Genomic DNA, 26,720 nt, shown 5'->3' with positions numbered 1-26,720 from the left:
TCGATATGGCGATCCGTTGGCCGCTGCTCGTCCGGCGAACGCATAAATGGCTGGCCTTGGTGGTCGGCGTCCAGGCTCTGCTCTGGACGCTGACCGGCTTCTACATGGTGGTCGTGCACATCGATACCATCCATGGCGACCATCTCGTGCGCGCGCCGGTGACCCAACCATACGACTTGGCGGGCCTGGCGCCGCCGTCGCGGATCGTTGCGGCCGCGCCCGGTGCGTCCGAGGTTCGCTTGCAGCGGTTCTTCGATCGCCCCGTCTGGCGCGCCGAAACGCCCGAGGGGGCGCGGCTGTTCGATGCCCGCTCGGGTGCGCCGCTGCCTGCGCTTACCAAGTCCCAGGTTCGCGAGCAGGCGCGGCGCATCTACACCGGCGATGGCGAGATCGTGTCGGTGCGCCTGCTGACCAAAGCGCCGCAGGAAATGCAATCGCGCAAGCCCCCCTATTGGCAGGTCGAGTTCGAGGGCTGGAATCGTCCGACGCTTTACCTGTCGCCCGCGACCGGCGAACTGATCTCGCGGCGGCATGCGCTGTGGCGCGTCTTCGATTTCGCCTGGATGCTCCACATCATGGACTATGATGAGCGCACCGATGTCAATAATCCGCTGCTGCGCGTCGCGACATGGAGCGTCTTTGCCATGGCGCTGACGGGGGCATGGCTGCTGATCTGGGCCTTCAAGCGCCGCAAGAGGAACAAGGCATGAAACCTATTCGGCTGACGCCGCTCTTCTTCCGGCGCATTCACAAATGGGTCGGGCTGATCCTCGGCTTGCAATTCCTGCTCTGGGCCCTCAGCGGCTCGGTGATGGCGCTGCTCGACAAGGACGAGGTCGGCGGTCACGGCGGCGGCATGACCCATGCCCACCCGCTGCCGGCGGGGGCCTATTTCGACGTCGCGGCCTTGCAGCGCGGCGAGCCGGTCACCGGAATCCTGCTGCGCGATCTGGGTGCGCGGCCCGTCTATGAGGTGCAATCGACCAAGGGCGTCCGCCTTGTCGACGCGACGACCGGCGCGGATATTCGCGTCGATGCGGCGCTCGCCCGCGAGGTTGCGGCGATGATGAACGATGCGCCGATCCGCGAGGTCAGCGTGCTCGCCAAGCCGAACCTCGAAGCGCGCGATCATGAAGGCGCGATGTGGCGGGTGGATTTCGCCGATGCCGAGAACAGCAGCGCCTATGTCTCGCTCGACACCGCTCGCTTCCTCGTGATGCGCGGCGACACCTGGCGGACGTGGGACTTCTTCTGGATGCTTCACAACATGGACTATGTGAACCGGAAGAGCTTCAATCACCCGCTGATCATCTTTGTCGCCTTTGGCGCGCTATGGCTTTCGGGAACGGGCTTCTATTTGCTCTTCAAAAGCTTCAGCCGCGCCGATTTCCGCTGGCTCCGCGGTCGCCGCAAGCCCGTCGTGACGCGCAGCACGGCCTGAGGCGCCGGCCGTCAATCGTCGATCGAGAAGGCGGCCGACAGTTCGAAGCGCGAGCCTGGATGCGTCAGCCACGCATGGCTGACGAGGCGCGAGTGACTCCACGTCCGGCGCGTCATTCGCAGCACGGGCTCACCGTCCGACAGGCCGAGCATGCTATGTGTCCGCGCGTCGGCGACCTCGGCGCGGACACGATGCTCGACCCGCTCGAGCGGTGCGGTGCGCGTCAGATATTCGTTCGGTGTCATTTGCGTGAAGTCCATCTTGCCATAGTCGGGAGCGGCGGACGCGAGCACATACCGCTCCTCGAGCTGAATCGGGAACTCGGCTTCGTGATGGACGATGATCGAGTGGAACAGTTTCGCACCGACTGGAACCTCGAGCAGGGCCGCTGTCTCGGCGTTCGCCCGTATCTCCTCATTCTGCACGACGCGCGCGCGATAGACATGGCCGCGCGCACGGATTTCTTCGGCGATGTTCCGGATCTCGATCATCTGGCCGATTGGCTTCGGCTCGGCGATAAACGATCCGCTGCCCGCCCGGCGCACAAGAACGCCCGCGGCCTGAAGCTCGCGAAGCGCCCGGTTCGCGGTCATGCGCGAAACATCGAACTGCTGCACCAATTCGGCTTCTGACGGCACCCGGTCGCCAGGCTTCAGAAGGCCGTCTCGAACGGCGTCGCAAATGCTTTGCTTGATCGCCGCATAGCGGGGCGCTGTCCGGCCGACCTCGTCATCGGGTCCACTGCGCCGGGCGAGGGCTGAACCATTTGAAATGCTTGAACCACTACCGGGCGTGCGCGTGACGGAATCCATCGCCCGTCTATACAGGTTGGAGCGGTCGTTTTCCAAGCGTTCGGACAGAAAAATCGAGCTGGCCCGTGCGGTCGCGAGTCAGCGCGTTCGGTCGGTGTCTTTCAAGCGCCGCGCCGCCTTGATTGCAGGACGGGGCGGACATCCTCTTTGGTCCCCGCCCTGGTTGAACAGGCATCAAATCCGACAGGCCGGCTCTATGCCCCGTTGGAAGGAAGGCGATTGCGTCCGGCTTGCGTCGGAGGTGGGGCTCGGTGCGCGGTTGCGTCGCTCGAAATTGTGCCGTGCTGCGGCGATTATCGCCGTAATGCGCGCGGGAGCGAGTGTTCGCCACTGCCTGGTCGAAAGCGAGCGGACACAAGGCAATGACATCGACAACGTCGAACATCCCGGAAGATCTTAGCGAGCAAGCCGCCAAGCCCAGGTCACCGGAGCGGTTGATCAAGTTCGATGAGGTTTCCCGCCGCGTTGGCCCGGGAAAGACGATGATTTATGCCATGATCCGTGAGGGCCGTTTTCCTGCGCCTTATAAGATATCGCCTTTCGCCGCGCGATGGAGCGAGCACGAGATCGTCGCCTGGATCGATGATGTGAAAGATGGCTTCGAAGGCAAGCGGCGTGTGGTTTGACCAAGATCGCGACGGTTGAAATTTCGACTTGTTTTCAGTATTTTATCTCGACCGCCGCTCCGTTGGGCAATCTGCAGCAAAATGAGCCAAAAAACACTTTAAAAATCAGTCTCTTATGCTACCTATCCTGTGGGTTCGAATCCCACGCCGGGATTCGAGCTCACGCCGCGAACCTCTGATTTTATTAGGTTTTTGGGACGGCTCTCGCGTGGTCGTTTTCGTGGTTCGACGGACGATAAAAAAGAGCGATTTTTTGGCGGAAATCCAACGCCTTTGAAGCTCAGTTCGAATCCCTCCGTCTGCCACCACCTGCCTTGCCTGATGTCGCTGGACCGCTAGACCCGGGCGATGCGCTAGGCGCGGCTCGGCTCGAAATGGGCGACCATGTCGAACATGTCGCCGCGGAACACCTGGCGCACCGTGGTAACCGGCGCATCGCCGCGCCAGGTACTGCGTTCGAGGATCAGGCAGGCGGTGCCGACGGGGACTCCGAGCGCCGCCGCTTCGGCCGCGCTCGCACCCGCCGCGAGGATGCGGTGGCGCGCCGAGGTCCAGGGGATATGCGCGAGCAGCCACGTTCCCGGCGCGACGTCGGCGAAGGATTCGGCGACGGCATCGGGGACGGTCGCGACCGTGATCGCGCGGGTTTCGAAGGCGAGGGGGGTGTCGTTTTCGAAGTGGAGTCCTTCGACGAGCAACTCCTGCCCATCCTGCTGGCGTTCGCAGCACGCCCAGCGATAGGCATGGCCGCGCGCGGTGATGAGCTGCTCCAGGTCGGGAACCTCGAGCACCGCCGAATGGACATGCTGGTCGGCGACGAACGACCCCGCCTTGCGGCGCCGCTCGATCAGCCCGGCGCGGTGCAGCGCGGCCATCGCCTTGCTCACCGTCGCCCGCGCGCAGCCGTGGAGCGCCGCGAGTTCGTGCTCGGACGGCAGGCGGTCGCCCGGGCGCAGCGCGCCGCTGCGGATATCGCCCTCGATCGCGGCGCGGATGCGCGCGTCGAAGCTCATGCGAGCAGCGCCGCGACCACTGCGCGATAGCGCGCGGCGACGGCGTCGCGCGCGATATGGCGCCCGCCCGCGACCCATTGGCGCCCGCCGCGCCAGACGCTGTCGATCGCCGGCGCGCGCGCGGCGAAGATCCAGCGGTCGAGGATCGTCCGGTCGTTGGCGCCGGCGAAGACCGGGTCGTCGGCGGCCAGGCTGAACAGGTCGGCGGGCTGGCCGACCGCGATGCCGCTGCCCGCGCGCGCCGCGCGCGCGCCGCCCGCGAGCGCCTCGCGGAACAGCCGCTCGCCGATCGACGGGATCGCGTCGCTGCCCAGCATCGCGCGTCGGCGGTCGCGGAGGCGCTGGCTATATTCGAGCGCGCGCAGCTCGCCCGCGGCATCGATGAGGATGTTCGAGTCGGTCCCGATGCCGATCTTGCCGCCCGCCGCGAGATAGCGATCCGCCGGGAAGATGCCGTCGCCGAGGTTCGCCTCGGTCACCGGGCACAGCCCCGCGACCGCGCCGCTCGCGGCGAGGCGGTCACATTCGGCGTCGGTGAGGTGCGTCGCATGGACGAGGCACCAGCGCGCATCGACATCGGCGTTGTTCAGCAGCCATTCGACGGGGCGCTGGCCGCTCCACGCGAGCGACGCTTCGACCTCGCGCATCTGCTCGGCGGCGTGGATGTGGATCGGGCCGCCATCCGCGAGCGGCAGGATCGCGGCGAGTTCCTCGGCGGTCACCGCGCGCAGCGAATGCGGCGCGATGCCGAAATCGGCGTCGGCGGGCAGCTTGGCGCGGCTCGCTTCGACGAGCGCCGCGAAGCCGTCGACGTCGGACAGGAAGCGGCGCTGGCCCGGTACCGGCGGCGCACCCCCGAAATCGCCATGCGCGTAGAAGACGGGGAGGAGGGTGAGGCCGATACCGCTCTCGTCCGCCGCCGCGACCACCGCGCCCGCCATCTCGGCGGGATCGGTGTAGCGGCGGCCTTCGGCATCGTTATGCAGATAGTGGAATTCGGCGACGCGGGTGAAGCCGCTCTCCATCATCTCGATAAAGGCGAGCGCGTTGATCGCGGCGATATCCTCGGGTGTCAGCCGGTCGAGGAAGCGGTACATGATCTCGCGCCAGCTCCAGAAATCATCATCGGGCCGCCCGCGCGTTTCGGAAAGGCCCGCCATGCCGCGCTGGAAACCGTGGCAGTGGAGGTTGGCGAGGCCGGGCAGGGCGATGGCGTGGCGCGCGTCGCCGGGCTGCGGCGCGGCGCCGGTTTCGACCACAGAAATCTGCCCCGCATCGAGCGTCAAGCGGACGCTCTCGGCCCAGCCTTCGGAGAGAAGCGCCCGTTCGAACCAGAGTGTCGTCATGCCTCGCTCCTTGCCTGTCCGATATTATGTCTAGACATAATAATCCAAGCTGGCAAGTTGGCGGCATGGATCGAATCTGGACCAATGCGCGACTCGCGACCCTCACCGGCGACGGCCTGGGGCTGGTCGAACAGGGCGCGATCGGCGCAAACGACGGGCGCATCGCCTGGGTCGGACCCGCCAGCGAAGCGCCCGCCGCGGCCGAAGTCGTCGACTGCGAGGGCCGGCTGATCACCCCCGGCCTGATCGACTGCCACACGCACCTCGTCCACGGCGGCAGCCGCGCGAACGAATGGGCGATGCGGCTCGAAGGCGCGACCTATGAAGAGATTGCGCGCGCGGGCGGCGGCATCGTCTCGACGATGCGCGCGACGCGTGAGATGGACGAGGCGGCGCTGGTCGCCAGCGCCTTGCCGCGGCTCGACGCACTGCTCGCCGAGGGCGTCACGACGATCGAGATCAAGTCGGGCTACGGCCTGACCGAGGACGACGAGATCAAGATGCTGCGCGCGGCGCGGGCTCTCGGGCGCGCGCGCGATGTGCGCGTCGCCACCACGCTGTTGGCGGCGCACGCCGTACCGCCCGAATATAAGGGCGATGCCGACGTCTATGTCGAGCTGGTCTGCAAGCAGATCATCCCCGCCGCGGTAGGCCTCGCCGACGCCGTCGACGGCTTTTGCGAAGGCATCGGCTTTTCGCCCGAGCAGATCGCGCGCGTCTTCGACGCCGCAAAAGCCGCCGGTCTGCCGGTCAAGCTCCACGCCGAGCAGCTTTCGCACCTCGCCGGCGCCAGCTTAGCAGCCTCCTACCGCGCGCTCTCCGCCGACCATCTCGAACATATCGACGGTGCCGATATCGCGGCGATGGCCGACGCCGGGACGGTCGCCGTGCTGCTGCCAGGCGCCTTTTACTTCATGCGCGAGACGAAGAAGCCACCGGTACAGGCGCTCCGCGACGCCGGCGTCTCGATGGCGCTCGCCACCGATTGCAACCCCGGCACCTCGCCGACGACTTCGCTGCTGCTGATGCTCAACATGGGCGCGACCCTGTTCGGCCTGTCGGTGACCGAATGCCTGCGCGCGGTCACGGTCAACGCTGCGCGCGCGCTCGGCCTGCAAGGCGAAATCGGCACGCTCGAACCCGGCAAGGCGGCCGACCTCGCGGTCTGGAATGTCAGCGAACCCGCCGAGCTCGTCTATCGCATCGGCTTCAACCCGCTTCATATGCGCATCAAGGACGGAACATGCACCTGACCCCCGGCTCGATCAGCCTCGCCGACTGGCGCGCGATCTATCATGGCGCGCCGGTGCGGCTGGCGCCCCAATGCCGCGCCGCGATCGCCGAGAGCGCCGCCGCGGTCGAGCGCATCCTCGCGCGCGGCGAGGCGGTGTACGGGATCAACACCGGCTTCGGGAAACTCGCGACGGTGCGGATCGAGGCGGGCGATCTCGAAACGCTCCAGCGCAATATCGTGCTCAGCCATGCCGCGGGGGTCGGCGCGCCGATGCCCGAGCGCATCGCCCGGCTGATGATGGCCCTGAAGCTCGCGAGCCTCGCGCGCGGGGCATCGGGCGTGCGCCCGGCGACGATCGAACTGCTGGAGGCGATGATCGATCGCCATCTCATCCCGGTGACCCCCGCGCAGGGCTCGGTCGGCGCGTCGGGCGATCTTGCCCCGCTGTCGCATATGGCGGCGGCGATGATCGGCGCGGGCGAGATTTTTGTCGAAGGCGCGCGCGTCCCGGCTGCCATCGCGCTCGCCGATGCCGGGCTGGAACCGCTGGTCCTCGGCCCCAAGGAAGGCCTCGCCCTCCTCAACGGCACGCAATTTTCGACCGCCTATGCGCTCGCCGGGTTGTTCGAGGCCGAGCGGCTCTACGGCAGCGCGCTGGTTACCGGCATCCTCTCGACCGAAGCGGCGAAGGGTTCGGACACCCCCTTCGACCCGCGCATCCACGCGCTGCGCGGGCACAAGGGACAGATCGAGACCGCCGCGGCCCTCGCGGGACTGATGGAGGGTTCGGAAATCCGCGCCAGCCATATCCTCGGCGATGTGCGCGTACAGGACCCGTACTGCCTGCGCTGCCAGCCGCAGGTGATGGGCGCGGTGCTCGACCTGCTGCGGCAGGCGGCGGCGACCTTGCTCGTCGAAGCGAATGGCGTCTCGGACAACCCATTGATCTTCCCCGACACCGACGAGGCGCTGTCGGGCGGCAATTTCCACGCCGAGCCCGTCGCCTTCGCCGCCGATATGATCGCGCTGGCGCTGTGCGAGATCGGTAGCCTGTCCGAGCGGCGCACCGCGATGCTTGTCGATCCCGCACTGTCGGGACTGCCTGCCTTCCTCGTCGCCAGGCCGGGGCTCAATTCGGGCTTCATGATCCCGCAGGTCACCGCCGCGGCTTTGGTGTCCGAGAACAAGCAGCGCGCTTATCCCGCCAGCGTCGATTCGATCCCGACCTCGGCGAACCAGGAGGATCATGTCTCGATGGCGGCGCATGGCGCGCGGCGGCTGGCCGAGATGGCGGCGAATGTCGACGCGGTGCTTGCGATCGAGTTGCTCGCGGCGGGGCAGGGGTGCGATTTCCATGGCGGGCTGAAATCGAGCGCGGCGATCGAGCGCGTGCGCGGCCTGCTCCGCGCGACCGTGCCGACGCTCGACGAGGATCGCCACATGGCGCCCGACATCGCCGCGGCGCAGGGCCTGGTGCGTAGCGGAAAGCTCGTCGATCTGGTCGGCGACCTGCCGGGGATCGCGGTATGAGCTGGTTGCATGTCGAACGCGCGGACACGCCGCTGATCCTCGCCTTCCCGCACGGCGGCACCGAGATTCCGGACGAATATCTCTCCGCCTTCCGCTCGCGCGACCTCGCGCTGCTCGACACCGACTGGCACATCCGCCGACTCTACGACGGATTGGTCGATGCGACCTTCGTCTGGACCGATATTTCGCGCAGCGTCGTCGACTGCAACCGCGACCCGTCGGGCGCCTCGCTCTATCCGGGGCAGGCGACGACCGGGCTCTGCCCGACCGAGACCTTCGACGGCGAACCGCTCTACAACGAGGGCGAGGCCCCCGACGTCGAAGCGCGGCGCGCCGCCTTTCACCAGCCCTATCACGCCGCGCTCGCCAACGAGATCGAACGTCTGCGCGCGCGCCATCCGCGCATCGTGCTCTACGATTGCCACTCGATCCGCGGCGTCGTGCCGCGCCTGTTCGACGGCGAATTGCCCGAGCTCAATATCGGTACCGACAACGGCACCACCTGTGACACAGCGCTGAGCGATGCCGTGATGGCCGAATGCCGCCCGCGCTGGTCTGTGCTCAACGGGCGCTTTCGCGGCGGCTGGACGACGCGCCACTATGGCCAGCCCGCCAGCGGCGTGCACGCGATCCAGATGGAGACCGCGATGCGCGCCTATCTCGACGAAAGCCCGCTCACCGAAGGCGAGGCTCCGGCGTGGGACGACGACCGCGCTGCCGGGCTGCGCACCGACCTCGCCCGCATCCTCGCTGCGGTGCTCGATTTTGCGAAAGGACGCCCATGACCCGTCTCGACAACAGCCGCCATATCCGCGCCGCCACCGGACCCGAGCTGTCCGCCAAAAGCTGGCTGACCGAAGCGCCGCTGCGCATGTTGATGAACAATCTCGACGCCCGCGTCGCCGAGGCGCCGCAGGAGCTGGTCGTCTATGGCGGCATCGGCCGCGCCGCGCGCGACTGGGAAAGCTACGACCGGATCGTCGAGACGCTGAAGCGGCTGGAGGGCGACGAGACCTTGCTGATCCAGTCGGGCAAGCCCGTGGGCGTGTTCAGGACCCACGCCGACGCGCCGCGCGTGCTGCTCGCCAATTCGAACCTCGTTCCCAAATGGGCCGATTGGGAGCATTTCCACGAACTCGATAAGGCCGGGTTGATGATGTACGGCCAGATGACCGCGGGCAGCTGGATCTATATCGGCAGCCAGGGGATCGTGCAGGGCACCTATGAAACCTTCGTCGAGGCGGGGCGCCAGCATTATGGCGGCGACCTGAGCGGCAAATGGATCCTGACCGCGGGCCTCGGCGGGATGGGCGGAGCGCAGACGCTCGCCGCGACGATGGCGGGTGCCTCGTGCCTCGCGGTCGAATGCCAGCCGAGCCGGATCGAGATGCGGCTGGAGACGGGCTATGTTGACCGGATGACGACCAGCCTCGACGAGGCGCTGGAGATCGTCACTACCGCCAAGGAACCCGTATCGGTCGGGCTGCTCGGCAACGCCGCCGACGTCTATCCCGAGCTCGTCCGCCGCGGGGTGCGACCCGACCTGGTCACCGACCAGACCTCGGCGCACGACCCGGTCAACGGCTATCTGCCGCAGGGCTGGAGCCTCGACACCTGGTTCGCCAAGCGCGAGAGTGATCCCGCGGCGGTCGCCGCGGCGGCCAAGGCGTCGATGGCGGTGCATGTCCGCGCGATGCTTGATTTCAAGGCGGCGGGGCTGCCCGTCGTCGATTATGGCAACAACATCCGCCAGGTTGCCTTCGACGAGGGCGTGGCCGATGCCTTCGACTTCCCCGGCTTCGTCCCCGCCTATATCCGCCCGCTGTTCTGCCGCGGCGTCGGTCCGTTCCGCTGGGCGGCGCTATCGGGCGATCCCGAGGATATCTACAAGACCGATGCCAAGGTGAAGGAGTTGCTGCCCGACGACGCGCATCTCCACCGCTGGCTCGACATGGCGCGCGAGCGCATCCATTTTCAAGGCCTGCCCGCGCGCATCTGCTGGGTCGGGCTCGGCGACCGCCACCGGTTGGGCCTCGCGTTCAACGCGATGGTTGCCTCGGGCGAGCTCAAGGCGCCGGTGGTGATCGGCCGCGACCATCTCGATTCGGGGTCGGTTGCGAGCCCCAATCGCGAGACCGAGGCGATGAAGGACGGCACCGATGCCGTGTCCGACTGGCCCTTGCTCAACGCCTTGCTCAACACCGCCTCGGGCGCGACCTGGGTGTCGCTGCACCACGGCGGCGGCGTCGGCATGGGCTATTCGCAGCACAGCGGCATGGTGATCGTCGCCGACGGCACGGCCGAGGCGGCGAAGCGGCTCGAACGCGTGCTGTGGAACGACCCCGGCACCGGGGTGATGCGCCACGCCGACGCGGGTTATGACATCGCGATCGACTGCGCACGCGAAAAGGGCCTCGACCTGCCAAGCCTCTCCTAAATCCTCCCTCCCCTTCAGGGGAGGGCAGCGAGACGTACGAACTTGTTCGTTAGTCGCAGCGGGTGGGGTCCAGAAGCCTTGCGCGTCCCAACAGACCCCACCCCAACCCCTCCCCTGAAGGGGAGGGGCTTTGCATGGGAAAATCGGGATTAGTTGTTGTAATTGAGAATCGTTCTCGATAGTGGCGGCGCCACGATGCACGCTCCCTCGACCTCCCGTCCGGCCCCGACGAAGAAGAGCCGCAAGACCTTCTGGCTCAAGCAGCTGCACATGTGGCACTGGATGAGTTCGGCGATCAGCCTGATCGGGCTGGTGCTGTTCGCGATCACCGGCTTCACGCTGAATCACGCCGCCGACATCGAGGGATCGCCCGTCGTCACCGAGAAGACCGCGCAGATTCCGCGCGCGCTGCTCGCCGCGTTGACGAAAGCCGAACCCGCCGACGCCAAGGGGCCGCTGCCCAAACCCGTCGCCGACTGGGTCGAGGCGAATTTCCCGGTCAAGGCGGGGGGCGAGGCCGAATGGGCGCCCGAGAATGTCTACCTGCCCGCGCCGCGCCCCGGCGGCGACGCCTGGGTCGATATCGATCGCGCGACCGGCGAAGTGACCGGCGAGGTCACCGATCGCGGCTGGATCTCCTATCTCAACGACCTCCACAAGGGCCGCAATTCGGGCGGCGAGTGGAGCCTGTTCATCGACATCTTCTCCTTCGCCTGCCTCGTCTTCGCGGTCACCGGGCTGTTCCTGCTGTGGCTCCACGCCGCCAAGCGCAAGAGCACTTGGCCGCTCGTCGGCGCCGGGCTCGCGATCCCCGCCGCCATCGCCATCGTCTTCATTCACTAGGAGTATGACCATGCAGCCTTCTCCCCGCGCGCTCGTGATCGGCGGTTCGATCAGCGCCGCGCTCGCCGTGCCCGTGCTCGCCGCCGCGCCGGCGACGATGGACGTCACGGTCAACATCCCGCGGCTCAAGGTCGCCGAATATCACAAGCCGTACGTGGCCTTCTGGGTCGAGAAGGCGGGGTCGAAGGCCAAGACCGTCGCGGTCTGGTACGACCATGACATGAAGGCCAACGAGGGCACCAAATGGCTGCGCGACGTGCGCCAGTGGTGGCGCGTTTCGGGCCGCGCAATGACCTTTCCCGTCAACGGCATCACCGGCGCAACGCGCGCGCCGGGGGCGCACAAGATCAGCTTCACCCGCGCCCAGCTCGGCGCGATGGCGGCGGGCGACTATGTGCTGGTGGTCGAGGCCGCGCGAGAAGTTGGCGGCCGCGAAATGCTCCGTATCCCCTTCACCTGGCCGGGCAAGGCGGGCGCAGGTGGCAAGGCCGCGGGCAAGGCCGAGCTCGGCGCCGTTTCGATTTCTTTCCGCTGATCGACCAGAAAAGGGCAGGACAATGAAAAAGCAATTATGGACTCTGGCCGCGACCGTCGCGCTCGCCGCTGTCGCCGCCGCACCCGCCAACGCGCACCGCCAGTGGATGATGCCGTCCTCGACCGTGCTGTCGGGCGACGATGTGTGGGTCACCGTCGACGCCGCGGTGTCGAACGACCTTTTCTATTTCGAGCACCAGCCGCTGCGCCTCGACGCGATGAAGGCCTGGGCGCCCGACGGCACCGAAGCGAGGATCGAGAACAAGGCCACGGGGCGCTATCGCAGCACCTTCGACGTCCATCTCACGCAGAAGGGAACGTGGAAGATCGCCTCGGCGGTCGACGGCGTGATGGGCAGCTATGACCTGGGCGGCAAGACCGAACGCCTGCCGCGCGGTACCACGACCGCCAACCTGGCCGAGCGCATCCCGGCGGGCGCGACCAATGTGCAGACCGCCGAATCGAGCAATCGCAACGAGATTTTCGTGACCGTGGGCGAGCCGACCGACACTTTGTTCAAGCCGACCGGCAAGGGCATCGAACTCGTTCCGGTGACGCACCCAAACGACCTGATCGCGGGCGAAGCGGCGACCTTCCGGTTCCTGCTCGACGGCAAGCCCGGCGCGGGCCTGCCCGTGACCGTGATCCGCGGCGGCATCCGCTACCGCGACGACCTGGGCGAAGAGACGCTCAAGACCGACGGCGAGGGCAAGGTCATTCTCAACTGGGCGGAGCCCGGTATGTACTGGGTCAACGTCACCACCCCGCGCGCCGAAGGCGAGGGCGAAGGCCCGCCGCCGGCGAACGCCGCGCCGCAGCGCCGCGCGAGCTATGTCACAACGCTGGAAGTGTTGGCGCCCTGACCGACCGCATCCTGATCCCCCGCGCGCTCACGCCCGCTGCTTTTGCCGGGCGTAACGCCGGGGCGATTATTCAGACCTTTGTCGGCGAAACGATGGGGACCGACTGGTCCCTGCACGCCGTCGCGCCGCCCGCGGGGACGCGCGAGGGCGTGCAGGCGGCGCTCGACCGCGTCGTCGCGCAGATGAGCCAGTGGGAGGTGGAGTCCCACCTCTCGCGCTTCAACCGTGCGCCTGCAGGGGAATGGCAGGCGATCCCCGCCGAATTCGCGGACGTCGTGGCGGCGGGGCTCGATATCGGAAACCTCAGCGGCGGCGCGTTCAGCCTGACGCTCGGCGAACTGAGCGAGGCGTGGGGCTTTGGCGCGCGCGGTCCGGTCGATGCCGTTCCCGAAGCCGCCGTGCCGACTAACGGCGGTATCGAACTCAATCCTGGTGCAAGCCGTATTCGCCGCAGCGAAGGCGCGCTGCTCGACCTGTCTGGCATCGCCAAGGGCTATGGTGTCGACCTCGCAGCCGAATGGCTGCTCACGAACGGCGTACGCCATTTCCTCCTCGAGGTCGGCGGCGAACTGCGCGGCGAGGGGATCCGCCCGGACGGCCAGCCCTGGTGGGTCGATGTCGAGCTGCCCCCGTCCTGGCCCGGCGCGAGCTGGCGCGTCGCGCTCCACGACCTGTCGGTCGCGACCTCGGGCGACTACCGCCGCGGGCTCGACATCGACGGGCAGCATTATTCGCACAGCTTCGACCCGCGCACCGGGCGCCCGATCGCCAATGGCGTGCGCTCGGTCACGGTGCTGCACCGCAGCTGCATGATGGCCGACGGCTGGGCCACCGCGCTCACCGTGATGGGCGCCGACGCCGGTATCGCGCTCGCCGACGAGCAGGGGCTCGCCGCCTGCATCCTCGCCAACGGCCGCGAACATGTCTCGCGCGCCTGGCGGGAAATGCTCGACTAGACAGCGGTCAGGCGTCGGCCCAACGGCGCAGCAGGTTGTGATAGACGCCGGTCAGGCGGACGACCGCCGGATCGCCCTGACCCAGCCGGGCGGCGGCGCCCTGCACCCCCATGTCGAGGTCGAACAGCAGGTCGCGCTGCCCCTGGTCGCGGATCATCGACTGGATCCACATGAAGCTGGCGACACGCGTTCCCGCGGTGACGGGCTCGACGCGGTGCACGGTCGACGAGGGGTAGAGGACCATATGCCCCGCGGGTAGCTTGATCCCCGGCGCTTCAGCCATGCCCTCGACGACCAGCCCGCCGCCTTCATAGCTGTCGGGTTCGGAGAGGAACAGCGTCGCCGACAGGTCGCTGCGGATACGAAAATCGCTGCCGCGGCGCATGCGGATGGCATTGTCGATATGGTCGGCGAACTTGTCGCCGCCTGCGTAGCGGTTGAAATAGGGCGGATAGATTTTGAGCGGCAGCGCGGATGCTATGAACAGCGGCGTCCACCCCAGCGCATCGAGGACCATCCGGCCGGCCTCGGCCGCGGCATCGCTGAATTCGGGAAGCTGCTCGTTGCGCTTGGCGAGTGCGGCCTGCGGGCCCGAGGTCTCGTTGCCGTCGATCCACGACGCGGCGTCGAGGATGGCACGGAGTTTGGCGACACCATCGGCGTCGAGCACATCGGGAATGATCCGGATCATGCGGCGCTTCTAGAGCGAAAAGGGCGGGAACGGCAATCGCCGCGCCCGCCCGGTCGATCAGAAGTTGTAGAAGAGGCTGAACACCGCCGAGCGTGCGTCGCCGGGGGTCGCCCAGCCGCCGCTCACCGCGCCGCCCGAGACCGTGCCGTTCGCGGCGGTGGTGACCGCGCCGACGTTGTTGCGCACGCCGGTGTAATAATCCTCGTTGGTCAGGTTGCTGACGTTGAGCTGCGCCACGAGGCCGTTCTTGAAGTCGTACGACACGAAGGCGCGGTGGATCAGATAGTCATCGACGATGAACTGCGTGCGCTGCAGCAGATTGCGCTGATTGGTCGCGAACTTGCCCTGATAGGTCAGGCCATAACCGACCTGCAGTCCGAACGGGAAGACGTAGGTGGTGAACAGGCTGCCGGAATGCTTCGGCGTCTGGATCAGCCGGTCGCCGCGCTGCGGATCGGGGATCGCCACGCTGTTGGCGCAGGGGTTGGTAATCGCTGTGGCCGGCGGAATCGGTGCGACCGGTCCGGGGTTGGCAAGGCAAAAGTCGGAGACGCTCTGCTTCACCGTGCTGTCGAGATAGGTGTAGTTGGCGAAGATCGCCCATTCGGGGGTGACGTTGCCGGTAACGCCGAGCGCCACACCATCGACGCGCGACTTGCCATCGAGAACCTGCAGCGAGTTGGGCAGCGACGGGTCGTTCGAGGGCGTGCGGAAGTTGCTGCGCTCGTTGCGGAACAGCGCGGCGGTCAACAGCAGCTTCTTGTCCATGAGTTCGGCCTTGGCGCCGATTTCATAGGTCCGTGCCTTTTCCGGCGCGACCGCGCACGGATCTGCGGCGCCCGATGCCGGAAGCGTTCCGCAACCGAGCCGCACTGTCGCCGACGAGGGCGTCTTGGCATTGCCATAGGCGGCGTAGAGGCTGACATTCTCGATCGGGTGAAAGACCGCGCCGACGCGATAGGAGAAGAGGCTTTCGTCGCTGACCTGTGTCGGCAACTGCAACGGCGTCAGCGGCGTGGTGCCCGGGGGATAGACGCCAAGCGGGATGTTGCGGAATTCGGCGCGGTTCTTTTCGTAGCGGACGCCGGCGTTCAGTTCGAACATCGTGCCCAGTTCGAGCGTGTCGAACGCATAGATCGCCATGTTGCGGCTCTTGCCCTGCGAGCGCGCGGTGACGGTGAAGTTGACCGGGCCGGTATAGACGGTGTCGGGGTTGGACAGGTCGATCTGCGGCAGCACGACGGCCTGGCCCAGGGCATTGCGTGCCAGGCTGGCGGTCGTGATGCTATAATCTTCCCAGCTCATCGATGCGCCGACGACGAGCATATTGTGGATGCCGCCCTTCGAGCCGCTTTCGATGGTGACGTCGGTCTGGTTGTGGATCAGGTTGTTGACCTGATCGCGGACCAGCCCGCGCGGTCCGTTGGGCTGATAAAAGCCTGACGCCACCGTGATCGCGAGCGGATTGGCACTGGTACGGAACACCCCGTTCGAATCGACGACGTTGGTCAGCGATACGGTACAGGCGCTGCCCGCGGAAGGGTTCGGGCCGGAGCCGATCGGTTGCTGGTTGTTGGCGAGGCAGAAGGTGCCCTGCGGCGCGCTGGTCTGGCTGTACTGGCCGACGCGTTGCCAGCGGGTGAGGTTGCGGATCGAGACGTTGTCGTTGAACGCATGGCGGAAGGTTGCGGTCAGGCGGTCGACCTTGGTCTTCTGCTCGTCGAGGTTGACGATGCCGAAATAGTCGCTGTCGTCGACCCCCGGCAGCGGCCCGTCGTTGAGCGTGCTGAGGAAATAGGGAACGCCATAGATCGGCGTATTGTCGTCGTCCTGGTGGAGATAGGCGAGCGTCAGGCTGGTATCGCTGTCGACGCCAAGCGTGATCGAGGGCGCGACGCCCCAGCGCTGATAGGATTCCACATCGCGGCCGGGCACGTCATTTTCATGGTACATCGCGTTGATGCGCACCGCGATCAATTCGTTCAGCCGGTAATTGCTGTCGACCGAGGCGCGGTAATAATTGTCGGTGCCGACCGCAGCCTGCACCGTCGTGGCGTTGCGCGCGAAGGGGATCTTGCTGACGAGGTTGATCGTGCCGCCGACGCTGCCCGATCCGTTGAACACCGAATTGGCGCCATTATAGACCTCGATCTGCTGCAGGTTGAAGGGGTCGGTGCGGCTGTATTGCGCGCTGTCGCGGACGCCGTCGACGGTCAGGTCGTTGTTCGCCGAATAGCCGCGCAGGTTGATCGAGTCGCCATAACCGCCGCCGCCTTCGCCCGCGCCGAAGGTGATGCCGGGGATCGTCTGCAACGCGTCGCGCAGGGTGAGGAGGTTCTGCTGGCGCAGGGTTTCCTGCGAAATCACGGTGACCGTCTGCGGGGTGTCGACGATGGGGGCGGTCGATTTGGGCGATTCCACCTCGGTCGCCAGCGTGCCGGTGACGATGATGTCGCTGCGGCCGCCTGGCGCGTCCTGTCCGGCGTCGGCTTCGGCGGCGAGCGCCGGCGCGCTGATGAGGCTTCCGACGCAGGAGAGCGCGAGGAATGATGCGGACGTCGATGGCTTCACGAGTAACCCCCTTTTGCTTTGTTCGAGGGGGCCGCTATTGAGAGTCGTTCTCAGTGTCAATCCATATTGATAATCATTCGCGATATTGTCGCATTTTGTGGCGTTTTGAGCGAAATAGCGCGCTATCGACGTTCGAGCCACCAGGTCTGGCGCCAACCGTAGCTGCTGGCGACCGCGAGTCCCGCGGCGTTGGTCGCGGGCTTGAAGCGGAAACGCTTCTCGATCAGGCGGCAGGTCGTCGTGTCGAGCGCAGCGTCGCCGCTCGATTTGCTGACGCGGCAGCCGGTGACGCGCCCCGTCGCTTCGATCGTGAAGCGTACCTCGACCTCGCCGCCGACCCGCGCGCGCCGCGCTTTCCCCGGATAGTCGCGATCCTCGATCGTGCCGCTGCGCCAGGCAGGGCGGGTGCCGCCGCCGCTCCCACTCCCCGATCCGCCCGCGCCGAGCCCGTCGCCGCGTCCGCCCGCGCCCGATCCCGGACCTGCGACGGGTGCTGCACCCGCCGACGCCTCGCTGCCGCTGCCCGGCTTGGGCGCCGCGGAGACTGGCGGCGGGACGGGTGGCGGGAGCCTGGGCTCGGGTGCGATGACCGCTGCGGCCTTGGCGTGCCGGTTAGCGGCCGAAGCGGCGCCTGCGACTTTTTGCGGTGGGCGCTCGGCCGGAACCGACGCCGGCTCGGGCGGCTCGGGAGCGGGAAGGGCGATCGCGCTGATCGCTTCGCTCGCCTTGCGCACCGCCGCCAGGTCGAGCCCGCTCGCGAGGCCCAGCCCGACGACGAGCAGGCCGAGCAAGGCGCCGCCGCCGGCGATCGCGCGCTGTCCGTTCGAAATCTGCCCCGTGTAAGTCATCGCGCCATCCGGACCGCGCATATGCGCGCGAACCCGACGGCCTTTAGAGGAAATCGTCTAGCGTGGACATGAACCGGTCGAACTGGTCGTGGTGCAGCCAGTGGCCGGCATTTTCGAACTCGATGACCTTGGCGTTGTTGAAATGCTCCATTCGCCCGTCCTTTTCGGGGTTCGATGCCCAGCTGTCGGCGCCATAGAGCAGCAGCGTTGGGCAGCTGATGTTCGACCAGAGCTTGTGCAACTCCTCCTGCGGCATGTCGAAGATCGTCCAGATGTTCAGATAATTGTCGAACTTCCAGCTCCAGCTGCCGTCCTCGTTGCGGTTGATGCCGTGGATCGTCAGGTGGCGCGCCTGCTCGGGCGTCAGATAGGCATTCTCCGCCGCCATCCGCGCCAGCGCGTCGTCGAGCGTCTTGTAGCGCTTGGGCTGGCGCCCCGCGGCCTGGCGCTTGTCCTCAATCCACTGGCGCATGCGCTCGTCGAACGCCGTCTTGCTGCGCTCCTCCTGCACCGCAGGCGAGGGGCCGAGCCCTTCGATCGACACCAGCTTTTTGACCTTGTCGGGAAACAGGCCGGTGTAGCGCGTCGAGATATTGCCGCCCATCGAGTGCGACACGATCGTCACCGGCGCAAGGTCGAGCTGGTGGATCAGCTGCGCGAGGTCGTAGACGAAGGCGCCCATCTCGTAATTGCCGTCGGGCGACCAGGCGCTGTCGCCATGACCGCGCAGGTCGGGGGCGATGATATGGTATCGGTCGCAGAGCTTCTCGGCGACCCAATCCCAGCTGCGGCAATGGTCGCGCCCGCCATGCACCAGCAAAAGCGGGGGGGCGTCTTCATTGCCCCAATCGGCATAATGGAGCTTCAGCCGCTGCGAGATGAAGCTGTTCGAGGTGGGGCCGCTTGCCATCATATGATCCTTGCTGTCTTGTCGGGTTTCAAAAGGCCACCGATTCCATTCCGTCAACCCCATGCGGGTCTGGAAGGGAGAAAGCCGAATGGGGAGAAGAATATGACGAGTGCGTTTCGCGACAATCTGCTGGCGGGCAAGACCGCGTTCGTCGCCGGCGGCACCAGCGGCATCAACCTGGGCATCGCCAAGCGCTTCGCCGAGCTGGGGGCAAAGGTGGCGGTCGCGGGGCGCGATCCCGACAAGGCCCAACGCGCCGCCGCCGAAATCGGGCATGACGCGATCGGCCTGTCGGGCGACGTGCGCGACTATGCCGCGATTCGCGGGGTGATGGAGACCGTCGTCGACAAGTTCGGCCCGATGGACATCGTCATTTCGGGCGCGGCGGGCAATTTCCTCGCGCCGGTGCTCGGCATGTCGGCGAACGCCTTCCGCACCGTGGTCGACATTGACCTCAACGGCACCTTCAACGTCTTTCGCGGCTGCCACGATCTGCTCAATCGCCCCGGCGCCTCGCTGATCGCGATCACCGCGGGGCAGGCGATCAACGCCTCGGCGTTGCAGGCGCATGCCTGCGCGGCTAAGGCGGGGATCAACCAGCTGATCCGCGTGCTCGCGCTCGAATGGGGGCCCGAGGTGCGGGTGAACGGCATCTCGCCGGGACCGATCGCCGGAACCGAAGGCATGGCGCGCCTCGCCCCGGACGCCGAAACGCGGCAGTCGCATTTCGACCGCATCGCGATGAAGCGCTGGGGCGAGGTCGAAGAAGTTGCCGAATCGGCGGTGTTCCTTTGCTCGCCCGCGGCGGGCTATATCACCGGGACGATCCTCGACTGCGACGGCGGCAGCCAGATCGGTGACGCCTCGCGCGGCGACCTGGCGCGCGGCATGGCCTGAACGCCAAAAAGGCCGCGAACCCGGCGGGTCCGCGGCCTTTTTAGTGGTGGGCGTGGCAAGGATTGAACTTGCGACCCCTGCGATGTCAACACAGTGCTCTACCACTGAGCTACACGCCCATCCCTTGGGGTGACGCGCCCCCTAATATCCCCCGCACCGCTTGGCAAGCCCTTCGGTGCGGGAATGTCCTTATTGTTGGTGCGAGCGGTCGGCGCGGCCGAACAGAGTGTCGACCTCGCGCACCAGATCCTTCAGATGGAAGGGCTTCGACAGCAGTTTCGCCTGCGGCACATTTTCCTCGGCGCGCAGCGATACCGCGGCGAAACCGGTGATGAACATGACCTGGGTCTGCGGCGCGACCTTCGCGGTGTGCTGCGCGAGTTCGATCCCGTCCATTTCGGGCATGACGATGTCCGAGAGCAGCAGGTCGAACGTGCCCGAATCGATCAGCGGCACCGCCTCGGTCCCGCGGTCGACCGCGGTGACGTGATAGCCCGCGCTGGTCAGCGCGCGCGCGAGATATTCGCGCATCACATCATCGTCTTCCGCCAGCAATATGCGAATCATGCCAATCGTCGCCCCCATGGTCCCGCCACCGCGCCTCTGGGCATCGGGGCTATAGTCGAAACCGTCTCATAGCGCGACAAACTTAACAAATTTCGGCGGCGCTGGATTCCCCGGCCGATTTTTGCCACGTCATGCCGATGCGCCGCCGTCCTGACCTTTCCGCCGCGATCGCCGTCGACCGCCCGGCTACCGGCGCGGGGCCGGTGGTGGTGTCGCTGGCGCACGCCGGGCGCATCTATCCGCCCGAGATTCTCGAGGTTGCGCGGGCAACGCGGCCCGAACTCGAGCGGCTCGAGGATGGCTGGTCGGACCTGATCGCTACGCGCGCTACGGAGGCGGGGGCGACCGTCGTCCAGGCTTTGTGGGCACGCGCGGTCGCCGACTGCAACCGCGGCGAGGGTCAGATGGCACCGGGCGAGGTCGCGCCGCAACTGCGCGCGCAATTTTCGGCGCCGGGGCGTAAGGAGCGCGCGGGGCTCGGCGTGATCCCGACCCGGCTCGCCGATGTCGGGCCCCTATGGAAGAAGCCGCTCGACCGCGCGGCGCTCGCGTGGCGGCTCGAATCGCTGCATCGCCCCTTTCACGCGGCGCTTGCCGACGCGCTCGAGGCCGCGCGTATCCGTTTCGGGCATGCGATTCTTGTCGATCTGCACAGCATGCCCTCGATTCCGCCGGGGCAGGCGGGGCATGGCGCGCAAATCGTCGTCGGCGACCGCTTCGGCGATACCGCCGATCCGTGGCTGGTCGATACGGTCGTCGCGGCGGCGGAACGCTTCGGCGTGCCCGTCTCGCGCAACCAGCCCTATGCCGGCGGGCATATCGTGCGTACGCATGGGCGCCCGGACCGCGGGGTGCAGGCGGTGCAGATCGAGATCGACCGCAGCCTCTATCTCCGCCGCGACCGGACCCCTGACAGTGACAAGCTGAAGCCCTTATCGGACTGGTTTTATGGGCTTTTACAGGAAGTTTCCGCAGCCTGGCCGGGCGCTGCGGCGTTGCCCCAAGCTGCCGAATAAAAAACCACCTCGTACCGAAGTACGAGGTGGCCAGGGTCCAGGGAGGACGCGCCCGCACCTTTCGGTGGGACACTGCGCCGCGATGGAAAGGGGGAAAACCATAGCGGCGTGACACCAACCTAGGTGTTCTGCCCGCAGGTTACAAGGGGTGTTGATTGCAAAAGAAACTGGTCGGGGAGAGAGGATTCGAACCTCCGGCCCCTGCCTCCCGAAGACAGTGCTCTACCAGGCTGAGCTACTCCCCGACCGATCTTGGCGAACGACCGCATGGGCCGCCGCGAAGGCAGAGCGGTCCCCTAGACGCGCATCTTGCGAACTTCAAGCGCCAATCGGCATAGTGGTGACGATTGCCGATCCTAGAGCAATCCGGCACGCCAGAAGCTGAAATGTCCCTCCGCGGTAAAGATCATATGGTCCGACAGGGCGATGCCGAGCGGCGCCAGGAAGCGAGCACATTCGCGCGTGGTTGCGATGTCGGCGTCGCTGGGCCGCGCGATTCCCGACGGGTGGTTGTGCGCGAGCAGGATATGCGCGGGACGCGCGCCCAGCGCCGCGCGCCAGACATGCGGCGGGACGACGCAGCGGCCGTTGCGATCGCCCTCGGCATATTCGATGCACAGCAGCCGGTCGAAGGCGTCGAAGCCCGCGATCAGCAGCATTTCGTCCTCGGCGGGGAAGAGGGGGCGCAGCAGCAGGCGCGCCAGTTCCTCCTCGTCGCTCCGCGGCACAAAGCCGGGCGATGCCGGCGTAGCGCCGGGCGTTTCGATGGGGTCGTATCGCGTCATGGGGCGCCTTCATGCGCTGCCGCGCGGCAAAGCCAAAGCGGGGATTGGCCCGCAATGGAGGATCGCCCGCGGCGCTTGCCGCGTCGCCATACCAAGCCTAGCAATGGCGCAAAGCAGGGAGCGAATCTTGCCTGAGTCCATCCATTATGAACTGCAATATCTCGACCTGATGCGCCGCATCTGGATCGAGGGCGACGAACGCGTCGATCGCACCGGCGTCGGTACGCGCTCGCTGTTCGGCGAGACGATGCGCTTCTCGCTGCAAGACGACGCGATCCCGCTGCTCACGACGAAGCGCGTCTATTGGAAGACCGCGCTGCGCGAGCTTTTGTGGTTTCTGACCGGCGACACCAATATCCGCGCGCTGGTGGCGCAGGGGGTGAAGATCTGGACCGACTGGCCGCTCGAAAAATACCGCAAGGCGACCGGCGAGGATATCCGCGCCGCGGATTTCGAGGCGCGGATTATCGCCGACGCCGATTTCGCGGCCAAGTGGGGTGATCTTGGTCCCGTCTACGGCCATCAATGGGTCAACTGGCCGCGCTACGAGCCGGCAGGCGAGGGGCTTTTCCGCCGCGCCGAGCAGGGTCACAACCAGATCGCGGCGCTGATCGACTCGCTCAAAAACAACCCGGGATCGCGGCGGCACATCTTCACCGGCTGGAACGTCGCGGATATCGATCAGATGGCGCTGCCGCCGTGCCACATGACCTATCAATTCCATGTCCGCAGCGACGGCGGGCTGTCGTGCCTGCTCTTCCAGCGCTCGTGCGACCTCGGGCTGGGCTTCGCCTTCAATATCTTCGAGGCGGCGCTGCTCACCCGCATGGTCGCCGAGCAGACCGGGCTCCACGCGCACGAAGTCGTGTGGACCGGCGGGGACGTGCATCTCTACCTCAACCACGCCGATCTGGTCGAACAGCAGTTGCGCCGTGTGCCCGAAGGCGAACCAAGGCTGCGCATCCTTCGCCGGCCTTCGAGCATTTTCGACTATCGGTTCGAGGATTTCGCGGTCGAGGATTATGCCCCGCAGTCGCATATTTCCGCGCCCGTCGCGGTCTAAGCGCCGCCGTTGCATTCCTATGGCGACCGAAATAATATGTCGCCATGGTGAAATATAACTAGGCGCATCGATTCGCGCCTTCGAAGGACGAGGATATGTCTGACACGCCCGGGCGCCCGGCGAGCAACCTGCCGCCGCTGTCGCTCCATATTCCCGAGCCGCGCTATCGCCCCGGCGACACCCCCGATTTCGGCGATATCGCGGTGCCCGAGGTCGGCGCGACCCCGCGGCCGAGCGAGGACAGCAAGCCCAATGCGATGCGTGACCTGTGCTACGGCCTCGTCCGCGTGCTCGATTTCGACGGCGTCGCCAAGGGCCCGTGGGATCCCAAGCTGACCCCCGAGCGGCTGCGCGTGATGCTGCGTTACATGATGCTCACCCGCGCGTTCGACGACCGCATGTTCCGCGCGCAGCGGCAGGGCAAGACCAGCTTCTACATGAAGTGCACCGGCGAGGAGGCGACCTCGATCGCCTCGACGATGGCGATTGATCGCGCCGACATGTGTTTCCCCAGCTATCGCCAGCAGGGCATCCTGATCGCACGCGACTATCCGCTGATCCAGATGATGAACCAGATCTATTCGAACCGCGGCGACCATCTGCTCGGCCGCCAGCTGCCGATCATGTATTCGGCGCCCGAACACGGCTTCTTCAGCGTCTCGGGCAATCTCGCCACCCAATATCCGCAGGCGGTGGGCTGGGCGATGGCCTCGGCGTCGAAAGGCGACAGCCGTATCGCGACCGTGTGGTGCGGCGAGGGTTCGTCGGCCGAAGGCGACTTCCACTCGGCGCTGACCTTCGCGACCGTCTATAATGCGCCGGTGATCTTCAATATCGTCAACAACCAGTGGGCGATCTCGAGCTTCTCGGGCTTTGCCGGCGGCGAGCGCACGACCTTCGCGGCGCGCGCGGTGGGTTATGGCATCGCCGGGCTGCGCGTCGACGGCAACGATCCGCTCGCGGTCTATGCCGCGACGCAGTGGGCCGCCGATCGCGCCCGCACCAACAACGGCCCGACCTTGATCGAACATTTCACCTATCGCAGCGAAGGGCACAGCACGTCCGATGATCCCAGTGCGTATCGCCCCGCCGACGAAGCGACCGCCTGGCCGCTCGGCGATCCCATCGCGCGGCTCAAGCAGCATCTGATCGCGCTCGGCGAATGGGATGAGGACCGTCACGCCGCGCAGGCCAAGGAGCTCGACGAGCTGGTCAAGACGACCCAGAAGCAGTCAGAAAAGCTCGGTATTCTGGGTCACGGCATGCACCAGCCGTTCGAGACGATGTTCCAGGACGTGTTCGAGGAAATGCCCTGGCACCTCAAGGAACAATGCGACCAGATGCTCGCCGAGCAAGAGGCCAAATTCGGCCCCAATTGGAAGCCCGAATGATGGCCGACACCAAGACCATGAACATGATCGAGGCGATCAACAGCGCCATGGACGTCATGCTGGAACGAGACCCCAACACGGTGGTGATGGGCGAGGACGTCGGCTTTTTCGGCGGCGTGTTCCGCGCGACCGCTGGCCTCCAGAAAAAGCACGGCAAGACCCGCGTCTTCGACACGCCGATCAACGAATGCGGCATCATCGGGGTCGCGGTCGGCATGGGCGCTTACGGCTTGCGCCCGGTCCCCGAGATCCAGTTCGCGGATTACATTTACCCCGGCCTCGACCAGCTCGTGAGCGAGGCGGCACGGCTACGCTACCGCTCGGCGAACGACTTCATCTGCCCGATGACGGTGCGCACGCCCTTCGGCGGCGGCATCTTCGGTGGGCAGACGCACAGCCAGTCGCCCGAAAGCATCATGACGCATATCTGCGGCGTGAAGACGGTGATCCCGTCGAACCCCTATGATGCCAAGGGCCTGCTGATCGCGGCGATCGAGGATAACGACCCCGTCGTCTTCCTCGAACCCAAGCGCATCTACAACGGCCCGTTCAGCGGCTATTACGACCGCCCGGTCGAGCCCTGGTCGAAGCATGACGCGAGCGCGGTGCCGGAAGGCTATTACCGCATCGACCTCGGCAAGGCTGCCACCGTCCGCGAAGGCGAAGCGCTTACGATCCTCGTCTATGGCACGATGGTCCATGTCACCAAGACGATCGTCGAGGAAATGGGCATCGACGCCGAGATCGTCGACCTGCGCACGCTACTCCCGCTCGACATCGACGCGATCGAGGCGTCGGTGAAGAAGACCGGCCGCTGTTTGATCGTTCACGAAGCGACGCGCACCTCGGGCTTCGGCGCCGAACTCGCGGCGCTCGTCCAGGAACGCTGCTTCTACCATCTCGAGGCGCCGGTCGAACGCGTCACCGGCTTCGACACGCCCTATCCGCACAGCCTCGAATGGGCCTATTTCCCCGGCCCGGTGCGCATCGCGACCGCGCTCACCAAGATTTTGAAGGACTGACGTCATGGCCCGCTATTCATTCCGTCTGCCCGACATCGGCGAAGGCATCGCCGAGGCCGAAATCGTCGCCTGGCACGTCAAGATCGGCGAGCGCGTCGAGGAAGACGCGCAGCTCGCCGACATGATGACCGACAAGGCGACCGTCGAAATGGAATCGCCCGTGTCGGGGATCGTCGTCGAACTGGCGGGCGAGGTCGGCGACCTGATCCCGATCGGTTCGACGCTCGCGGTGATCGAGACCAATGGCGACGGCGAGGTCGAAGCGCCGCCCGTGGACACGCCGGTCGAGGAAGAGATTGTCGCGGAAACGCCGGGGACTGAAGAGGTGTCGGTGGCCGACGTCGCCGCGCCCGCGCCGGCTCCCGCGCCCACTCCGGCTCCGGTTGCTGCGCCCGCGCACGACCGCCAGGTCCTCGCATCGCCCGCGGTCCGTGCGCGCGCCAAGGATCTCGGCGTCGATCTGGGCCAGGTCCATGCCGAAGGCGACCGCATCCGCCACGCCGACCTCGACGCCTTCCTGCGCTACAGCGGCGGGCAGGGCTATTATGTCCCCGGGGCGAGCCGCGCGCGCGCCGACGAGCCGATCAAGGTCATCGGCATGCGCCGCAAGATCGCCGAGAATATGGCGGCGTCGAAGCGCGCGATCCCGCATTTCACTTATGTCGAGGAAATGGACGTCACCGCGCTCGAGGACATGCGCGCCGACCTCAACGCCAACCGCGGCGGCCGTCCCAAGCTGACGATGCTGCCCTTCCTGATCGTCGCGATCTGCCGCACGGTCCCGCAATTCCCGATGATCAACGCGCGCTACGACGACGAGGGCGGCGTGGTCACGCGCTACGGCGCGGTGCATCTCGGCATGGCAACGCAGACCGACGCGGGGCTGATGGTCCCGGTGATCCGCGACGCGCAGGACAAGAATGTCTGGCAATTGGCGAGCGAGATTACGCGCTTGGCCGAGGCCGCCCGCACCGGCAAGGCGAAGGTCGAGGAATTGACCGGCGGCACGCTGACCGTCACCTCATTGGGCCCGCTCGGCGGCATCGCGACGACACCGGTGATCAACCGGCCCGAGGTTGCGATCATCGGCCCGAACAAGATCGTCGAACGGCCGGTCTTCGACGGCGACGACATCCGCCGCGCGAAGCTGATGAACCTGTCGATCAGCTGCGACCACCGCGTGGTCGATGGCTGGGACGCCGCGAGCTACGTCCAGGCGCTCAAGAAGCTGGTCGAGACGCCGGTTTTGCTGTTCGCGGATTGATAAACCGTCGCCCCCGCGAAGGCGGGGGCCGCCAGCAGTTTACGCAGCGCGGTTGGAATG

Annotated in this window: 26 protein-coding genes and 2 tRNA genes; 17 read left to right on the top strand and 11 right to left on the bottom strand. The window is 66.5% G+C overall.

Features of this window, described 5'->3' with window-relative positions; all coding sequences use genetic code 11:
- The first annotated feature begins 5 nt into the window (after window positions 1-5).
- The gene (locus AC1RNQ_RS19240; protein WP_493173753.1) at window positions 6-710 is read left to right on the top strand and encodes a PepSY domain-containing protein; all 705 of its coding nucleotides are present in this window, start codon (window positions 6-8) and stop codon (window positions 708-710) included.
- Entirely contained in the window at window positions 707-1,441 is a 735-nt protein-coding gene (locus AC1RNQ_RS19235) for a PepSY domain-containing protein (protein WP_493173751.1), read from the top strand. The genes AC1RNQ_RS19240 and AC1RNQ_RS19235 overlap by 4 nt, the downstream gene beginning before the upstream one ends.
- A gap of 11 nt (window positions 1,442-1,452) precedes the next feature.
- Here AC1RNQ_RS19235 and hutC (AC1RNQ_RS19230) read toward each other — a convergent pair whose 3' ends face one another.
- Window positions 1,453-2,253 (bottom strand): histidine utilization transcriptional repressor HutC, encoded by an 801-nt coding sequence (gene hutC / locus AC1RNQ_RS19230; protein WP_493173750.1) that lies wholly within the window; start codon window positions 2,251-2,253, stop codon window positions 1,453-1,455.
- A gap of 320 nt (window positions 2,254-2,573) precedes the next feature.
- On the opposite strand from hutC (AC1RNQ_RS19230), the gene AC1RNQ_RS19225 reads away from it, so the two are divergent.
- Complete coding sequence (locus tag AC1RNQ_RS19225) at window positions 2,574-2,879, top strand: helix-turn-helix transcriptional regulator (RefSeq protein WP_493173748.1); 306 nt, start codon at window positions 2,574-2,576, stop codon at window positions 2,877-2,879.
- A 353-nt stretch (window positions 2,880-3,232) separates the two neighbouring features.
- On the opposite strand, the gene hutC (AC1RNQ_RS19220) is transcribed toward AC1RNQ_RS19225, so the two are convergent.
- Together hutC (AC1RNQ_RS19220) and AC1RNQ_RS19215 are read right to left on the bottom strand one after the other, a co-directional pair.
- A complete protein-coding gene (gene hutC, locus AC1RNQ_RS19220; protein WP_493173746.1) occupies window positions 3,233-3,892 on the bottom strand; it encodes a histidine utilization transcriptional repressor HutC in 660 nt (219 codons plus the stop codon).
- Window positions 3,889-5,238, bottom strand: a complete 1,350-nt coding sequence (locus tag AC1RNQ_RS19215) for a formimidoylglutamate deiminase (protein ID WP_493173744.1) — start codon at window positions 5,236-5,238, stop codon at window positions 3,889-3,891. Before AC1RNQ_RS19215 ends, hutC (AC1RNQ_RS19220) begins: the two co-directional genes overlap by 4 nt.
- 65 nt (window positions 5,239-5,303) lie before the next feature.
- On the opposite strand from AC1RNQ_RS19215, the gene hutI reads away from it, so the two are divergent.
- The 8 genes from hutI to AC1RNQ_RS19175 all read left to right on the top strand — a co-directional run bounded on the left by hutI (window position 5,304) and on the right by AC1RNQ_RS19175 (window position 13,635).
- Entirely contained in the window at window positions 5,304-6,491 is a 1,188-nt protein-coding gene (gene hutI, locus AC1RNQ_RS19210; protein ID WP_493173742.1) for an imidazolonepropionase, read from the top strand.
- Window positions 6,482-8,002, top strand: coding sequence for a histidine ammonia-lyase (hutH, locus tag AC1RNQ_RS19205; RefSeq protein ID WP_493173740.1), 1,521 nt, complete (start codon window positions 6,482-6,484; stop codon window positions 8,000-8,002). The genes hutI and hutH overlap by 10 nt, the downstream gene beginning before the upstream one ends.
- Window positions 7,999-8,787, top strand: a complete 789-nt coding sequence (hutG, locus tag AC1RNQ_RS19200) for an N-formylglutamate deformylase (RefSeq protein WP_493173738.1) — start codon at window positions 7,999-8,001, stop codon at window positions 8,785-8,787. The genes hutH and hutG overlap by 4 nt, the downstream gene beginning before the upstream one ends.
- Window positions 8,784-10,439, top strand: coding sequence for a urocanate hydratase (gene hutU / locus AC1RNQ_RS19195; RefSeq protein ID WP_493173736.1), 1,656 nt, complete (start codon window positions 8,784-8,786; stop codon window positions 10,437-10,439). The genes hutG and hutU overlap by 4 nt, the downstream gene beginning before the upstream one ends.
- A gap of 195 nt (window positions 10,440-10,634) precedes the next feature.
- Window positions 10,635-11,282 carry a PepSY-associated TM helix domain-containing protein gene (locus AC1RNQ_RS19190; protein WP_493173734.1) on the top strand — a complete coding sequence of 216 codons (648 nt, stop codon included), beginning with the start codon at window positions 10,635-10,637 and terminating at the stop codon, window positions 11,280-11,282.
- Window positions 11,283-11,292: 10 nt separating this feature from the next.
- Window positions 11,293-11,817 (top strand): DUF2271 domain-containing protein, encoded by a 525-nt coding sequence (locus AC1RNQ_RS19185; protein WP_493173732.1) that lies wholly within the window; start codon window positions 11,293-11,295, stop codon window positions 11,815-11,817.
- 22 nt (window positions 11,818-11,839) lie between these two features.
- Window positions 11,840-12,679, top strand: coding sequence for a DUF4198 domain-containing protein (locus tag AC1RNQ_RS19180; RefSeq protein WP_493173731.1), 840 nt, complete (start codon window positions 11,840-11,842; stop codon window positions 12,677-12,679).
- A 92-nt stretch (window positions 12,680-12,771) separates the two neighbouring features.
- Window positions 12,772-13,635, top strand: a complete 864-nt coding sequence (locus tag AC1RNQ_RS19175) for an FAD:protein FMN transferase (protein WP_493173729.1) — start codon at window positions 12,772-12,774, stop codon at window positions 13,633-13,635.
- A gap of 7 nt (window positions 13,636-13,642) precedes the next feature.
- Here AC1RNQ_RS19175 and AC1RNQ_RS19170 read toward each other — a convergent pair whose 3' ends face one another.
- From AC1RNQ_RS19170 to AC1RNQ_RS19155, 4 genes are all read right to left on the bottom strand, one after another.
- On the bottom strand, window positions 13,643-14,326 hold the full coding sequence (locus AC1RNQ_RS19170; RefSeq protein ID WP_493173728.1) for a Fe2+-dependent dioxygenase: 684 nt from the start codon (window positions 14,324-14,326) through the stop codon (window positions 13,643-13,645).
- Window positions 14,327-14,383: 57 nt separating this feature from the next.
- The gene (locus AC1RNQ_RS19165; protein ID WP_493173727.1) at window positions 14,384-16,897 is read right to left on the bottom strand and encodes a TonB-dependent receptor; all 2,514 of its coding nucleotides are present in this window, start codon (window positions 16,895-16,897) and stop codon (window positions 14,384-14,386) included.
- 122 nt (window positions 16,898-17,019) lie between these two features.
- Window positions 17,020-17,766: an energy transducer TonB gene (locus AC1RNQ_RS19160; protein WP_493173725.1), complete on the bottom strand. Its 747-nt coding sequence runs from the start codon at window positions 17,764-17,766 to the stop codon at window positions 17,020-17,022.
- A 22-nt stretch (window positions 17,767-17,788) separates the two neighbouring features.
- Window positions 17,789-18,658 (bottom strand): alpha/beta fold hydrolase, encoded by an 870-nt coding sequence (locus tag AC1RNQ_RS19155; RefSeq protein ID WP_493173724.1) that lies wholly within the window; start codon window positions 18,656-18,658, stop codon window positions 17,789-17,791.
- 99 nt (window positions 18,659-18,757) lie between these two features.
- Between AC1RNQ_RS19155 and AC1RNQ_RS19150 the strand changes: the two genes are divergently transcribed.
- Window positions 18,758-19,552 (top strand): SDR family oxidoreductase, encoded by a 795-nt coding sequence (locus tag AC1RNQ_RS19150; protein ID WP_493173722.1) that lies wholly within the window; start codon window positions 18,758-18,760, stop codon window positions 19,550-19,552.
- 44 nt (window positions 19,553-19,596) lie between these two features.
- On the opposite strand, the gene AC1RNQ_RS19145 is transcribed toward AC1RNQ_RS19150, so the two are convergent.
- Both AC1RNQ_RS19145 and cpdR read right to left on the bottom strand, forming a co-directional pair.
- Window positions 19,597-19,671 (bottom strand) — tRNA-Val (locus AC1RNQ_RS19145).
- Window positions 19,672-19,741: 70 nt separating this feature from the next.
- A complete protein-coding gene (gene cpdR / locus AC1RNQ_RS19140; protein WP_493173721.1) occupies window positions 19,742-20,119 on the bottom strand; it encodes a cell cycle two-component system response regulator CpdR in 378 nt (125 codons plus the stop codon).
- 137 nt (window positions 20,120-20,256) lie between these two features.
- Between cpdR and AC1RNQ_RS19135 the strand changes: the two genes are divergently transcribed.
- Window positions 20,257-21,135: an N-formylglutamate amidohydrolase gene (locus tag AC1RNQ_RS19135; protein ID WP_493173720.1), complete on the top strand. Its 879-nt coding sequence runs from the start codon at window positions 20,257-20,259 to the stop codon at window positions 21,133-21,135.
- 168 nt (window positions 21,136-21,303) lie between these two features.
- Here AC1RNQ_RS19135 and AC1RNQ_RS19130 read toward each other — a convergent pair.
- Window positions 21,304-21,380, bottom strand: a tRNA-Pro gene (locus tag AC1RNQ_RS19130).
- A 111-nt stretch (window positions 21,381-21,491) separates the two neighbouring features.
- Window positions 21,492-21,920, bottom strand: a complete 429-nt coding sequence (locus tag AC1RNQ_RS19125; protein WP_493173718.1) for a JAB domain-containing protein — start codon at window positions 21,918-21,920, stop codon at window positions 21,492-21,494.
- Between the two features lie 103 nt (window positions 21,921-22,023).
- Between AC1RNQ_RS19125 and thyA the strand changes: the two genes are divergently transcribed.
- The 4 genes from thyA to AC1RNQ_RS19105 all read left to right on the top strand — a co-directional run bounded on the left by thyA (window position 22,024) and on the right by AC1RNQ_RS19105 (window position 26,660).
- Entirely contained in the window at window positions 22,024-22,983 is a 960-nt protein-coding gene (thyA, locus tag AC1RNQ_RS19120) for a thymidylate synthase (protein WP_493173716.1), read from the top strand.
- 95 nt (window positions 22,984-23,078) lie between these two features.
- Complete coding sequence (locus tag AC1RNQ_RS19115; RefSeq protein ID WP_493173714.1) at window positions 23,079-24,374, top strand: 3-methyl-2-oxobutanoate dehydrogenase (2-methylpropanoyl-transferring) subunit alpha; 1,296 nt, start codon at window positions 23,079-23,081, stop codon at window positions 24,372-24,374.
- Window positions 24,375-24,391: 17 nt separating this feature from the next.
- Complete coding sequence (locus AC1RNQ_RS19110) at window positions 24,392-25,396, top strand: alpha-ketoacid dehydrogenase subunit beta (protein ID WP_493173948.1); 1,005 nt, start codon at window positions 24,392-24,394, stop codon at window positions 25,394-25,396.
- A gap of 4 nt (window positions 25,397-25,400) precedes the next feature.
- Window positions 25,401-26,660: a dihydrolipoamide acetyltransferase family protein gene (locus AC1RNQ_RS19105; protein ID WP_493173712.1), complete on the top strand. Its 1,260-nt coding sequence runs from the start codon at window positions 25,401-25,403 to the stop codon at window positions 26,658-26,660.
- Window positions 26,661-26,720: the final 60 nt, after the last annotated feature.

The sequence above is a fragment of the Sphingopyxis sp. GW821-FHT12F08 genome, from assembly GCF_058806755.1.
Note: the sequence above shows the minus strand (reverse complement) of the source record. Positions and strands in the feature narration are given on the sequence as shown.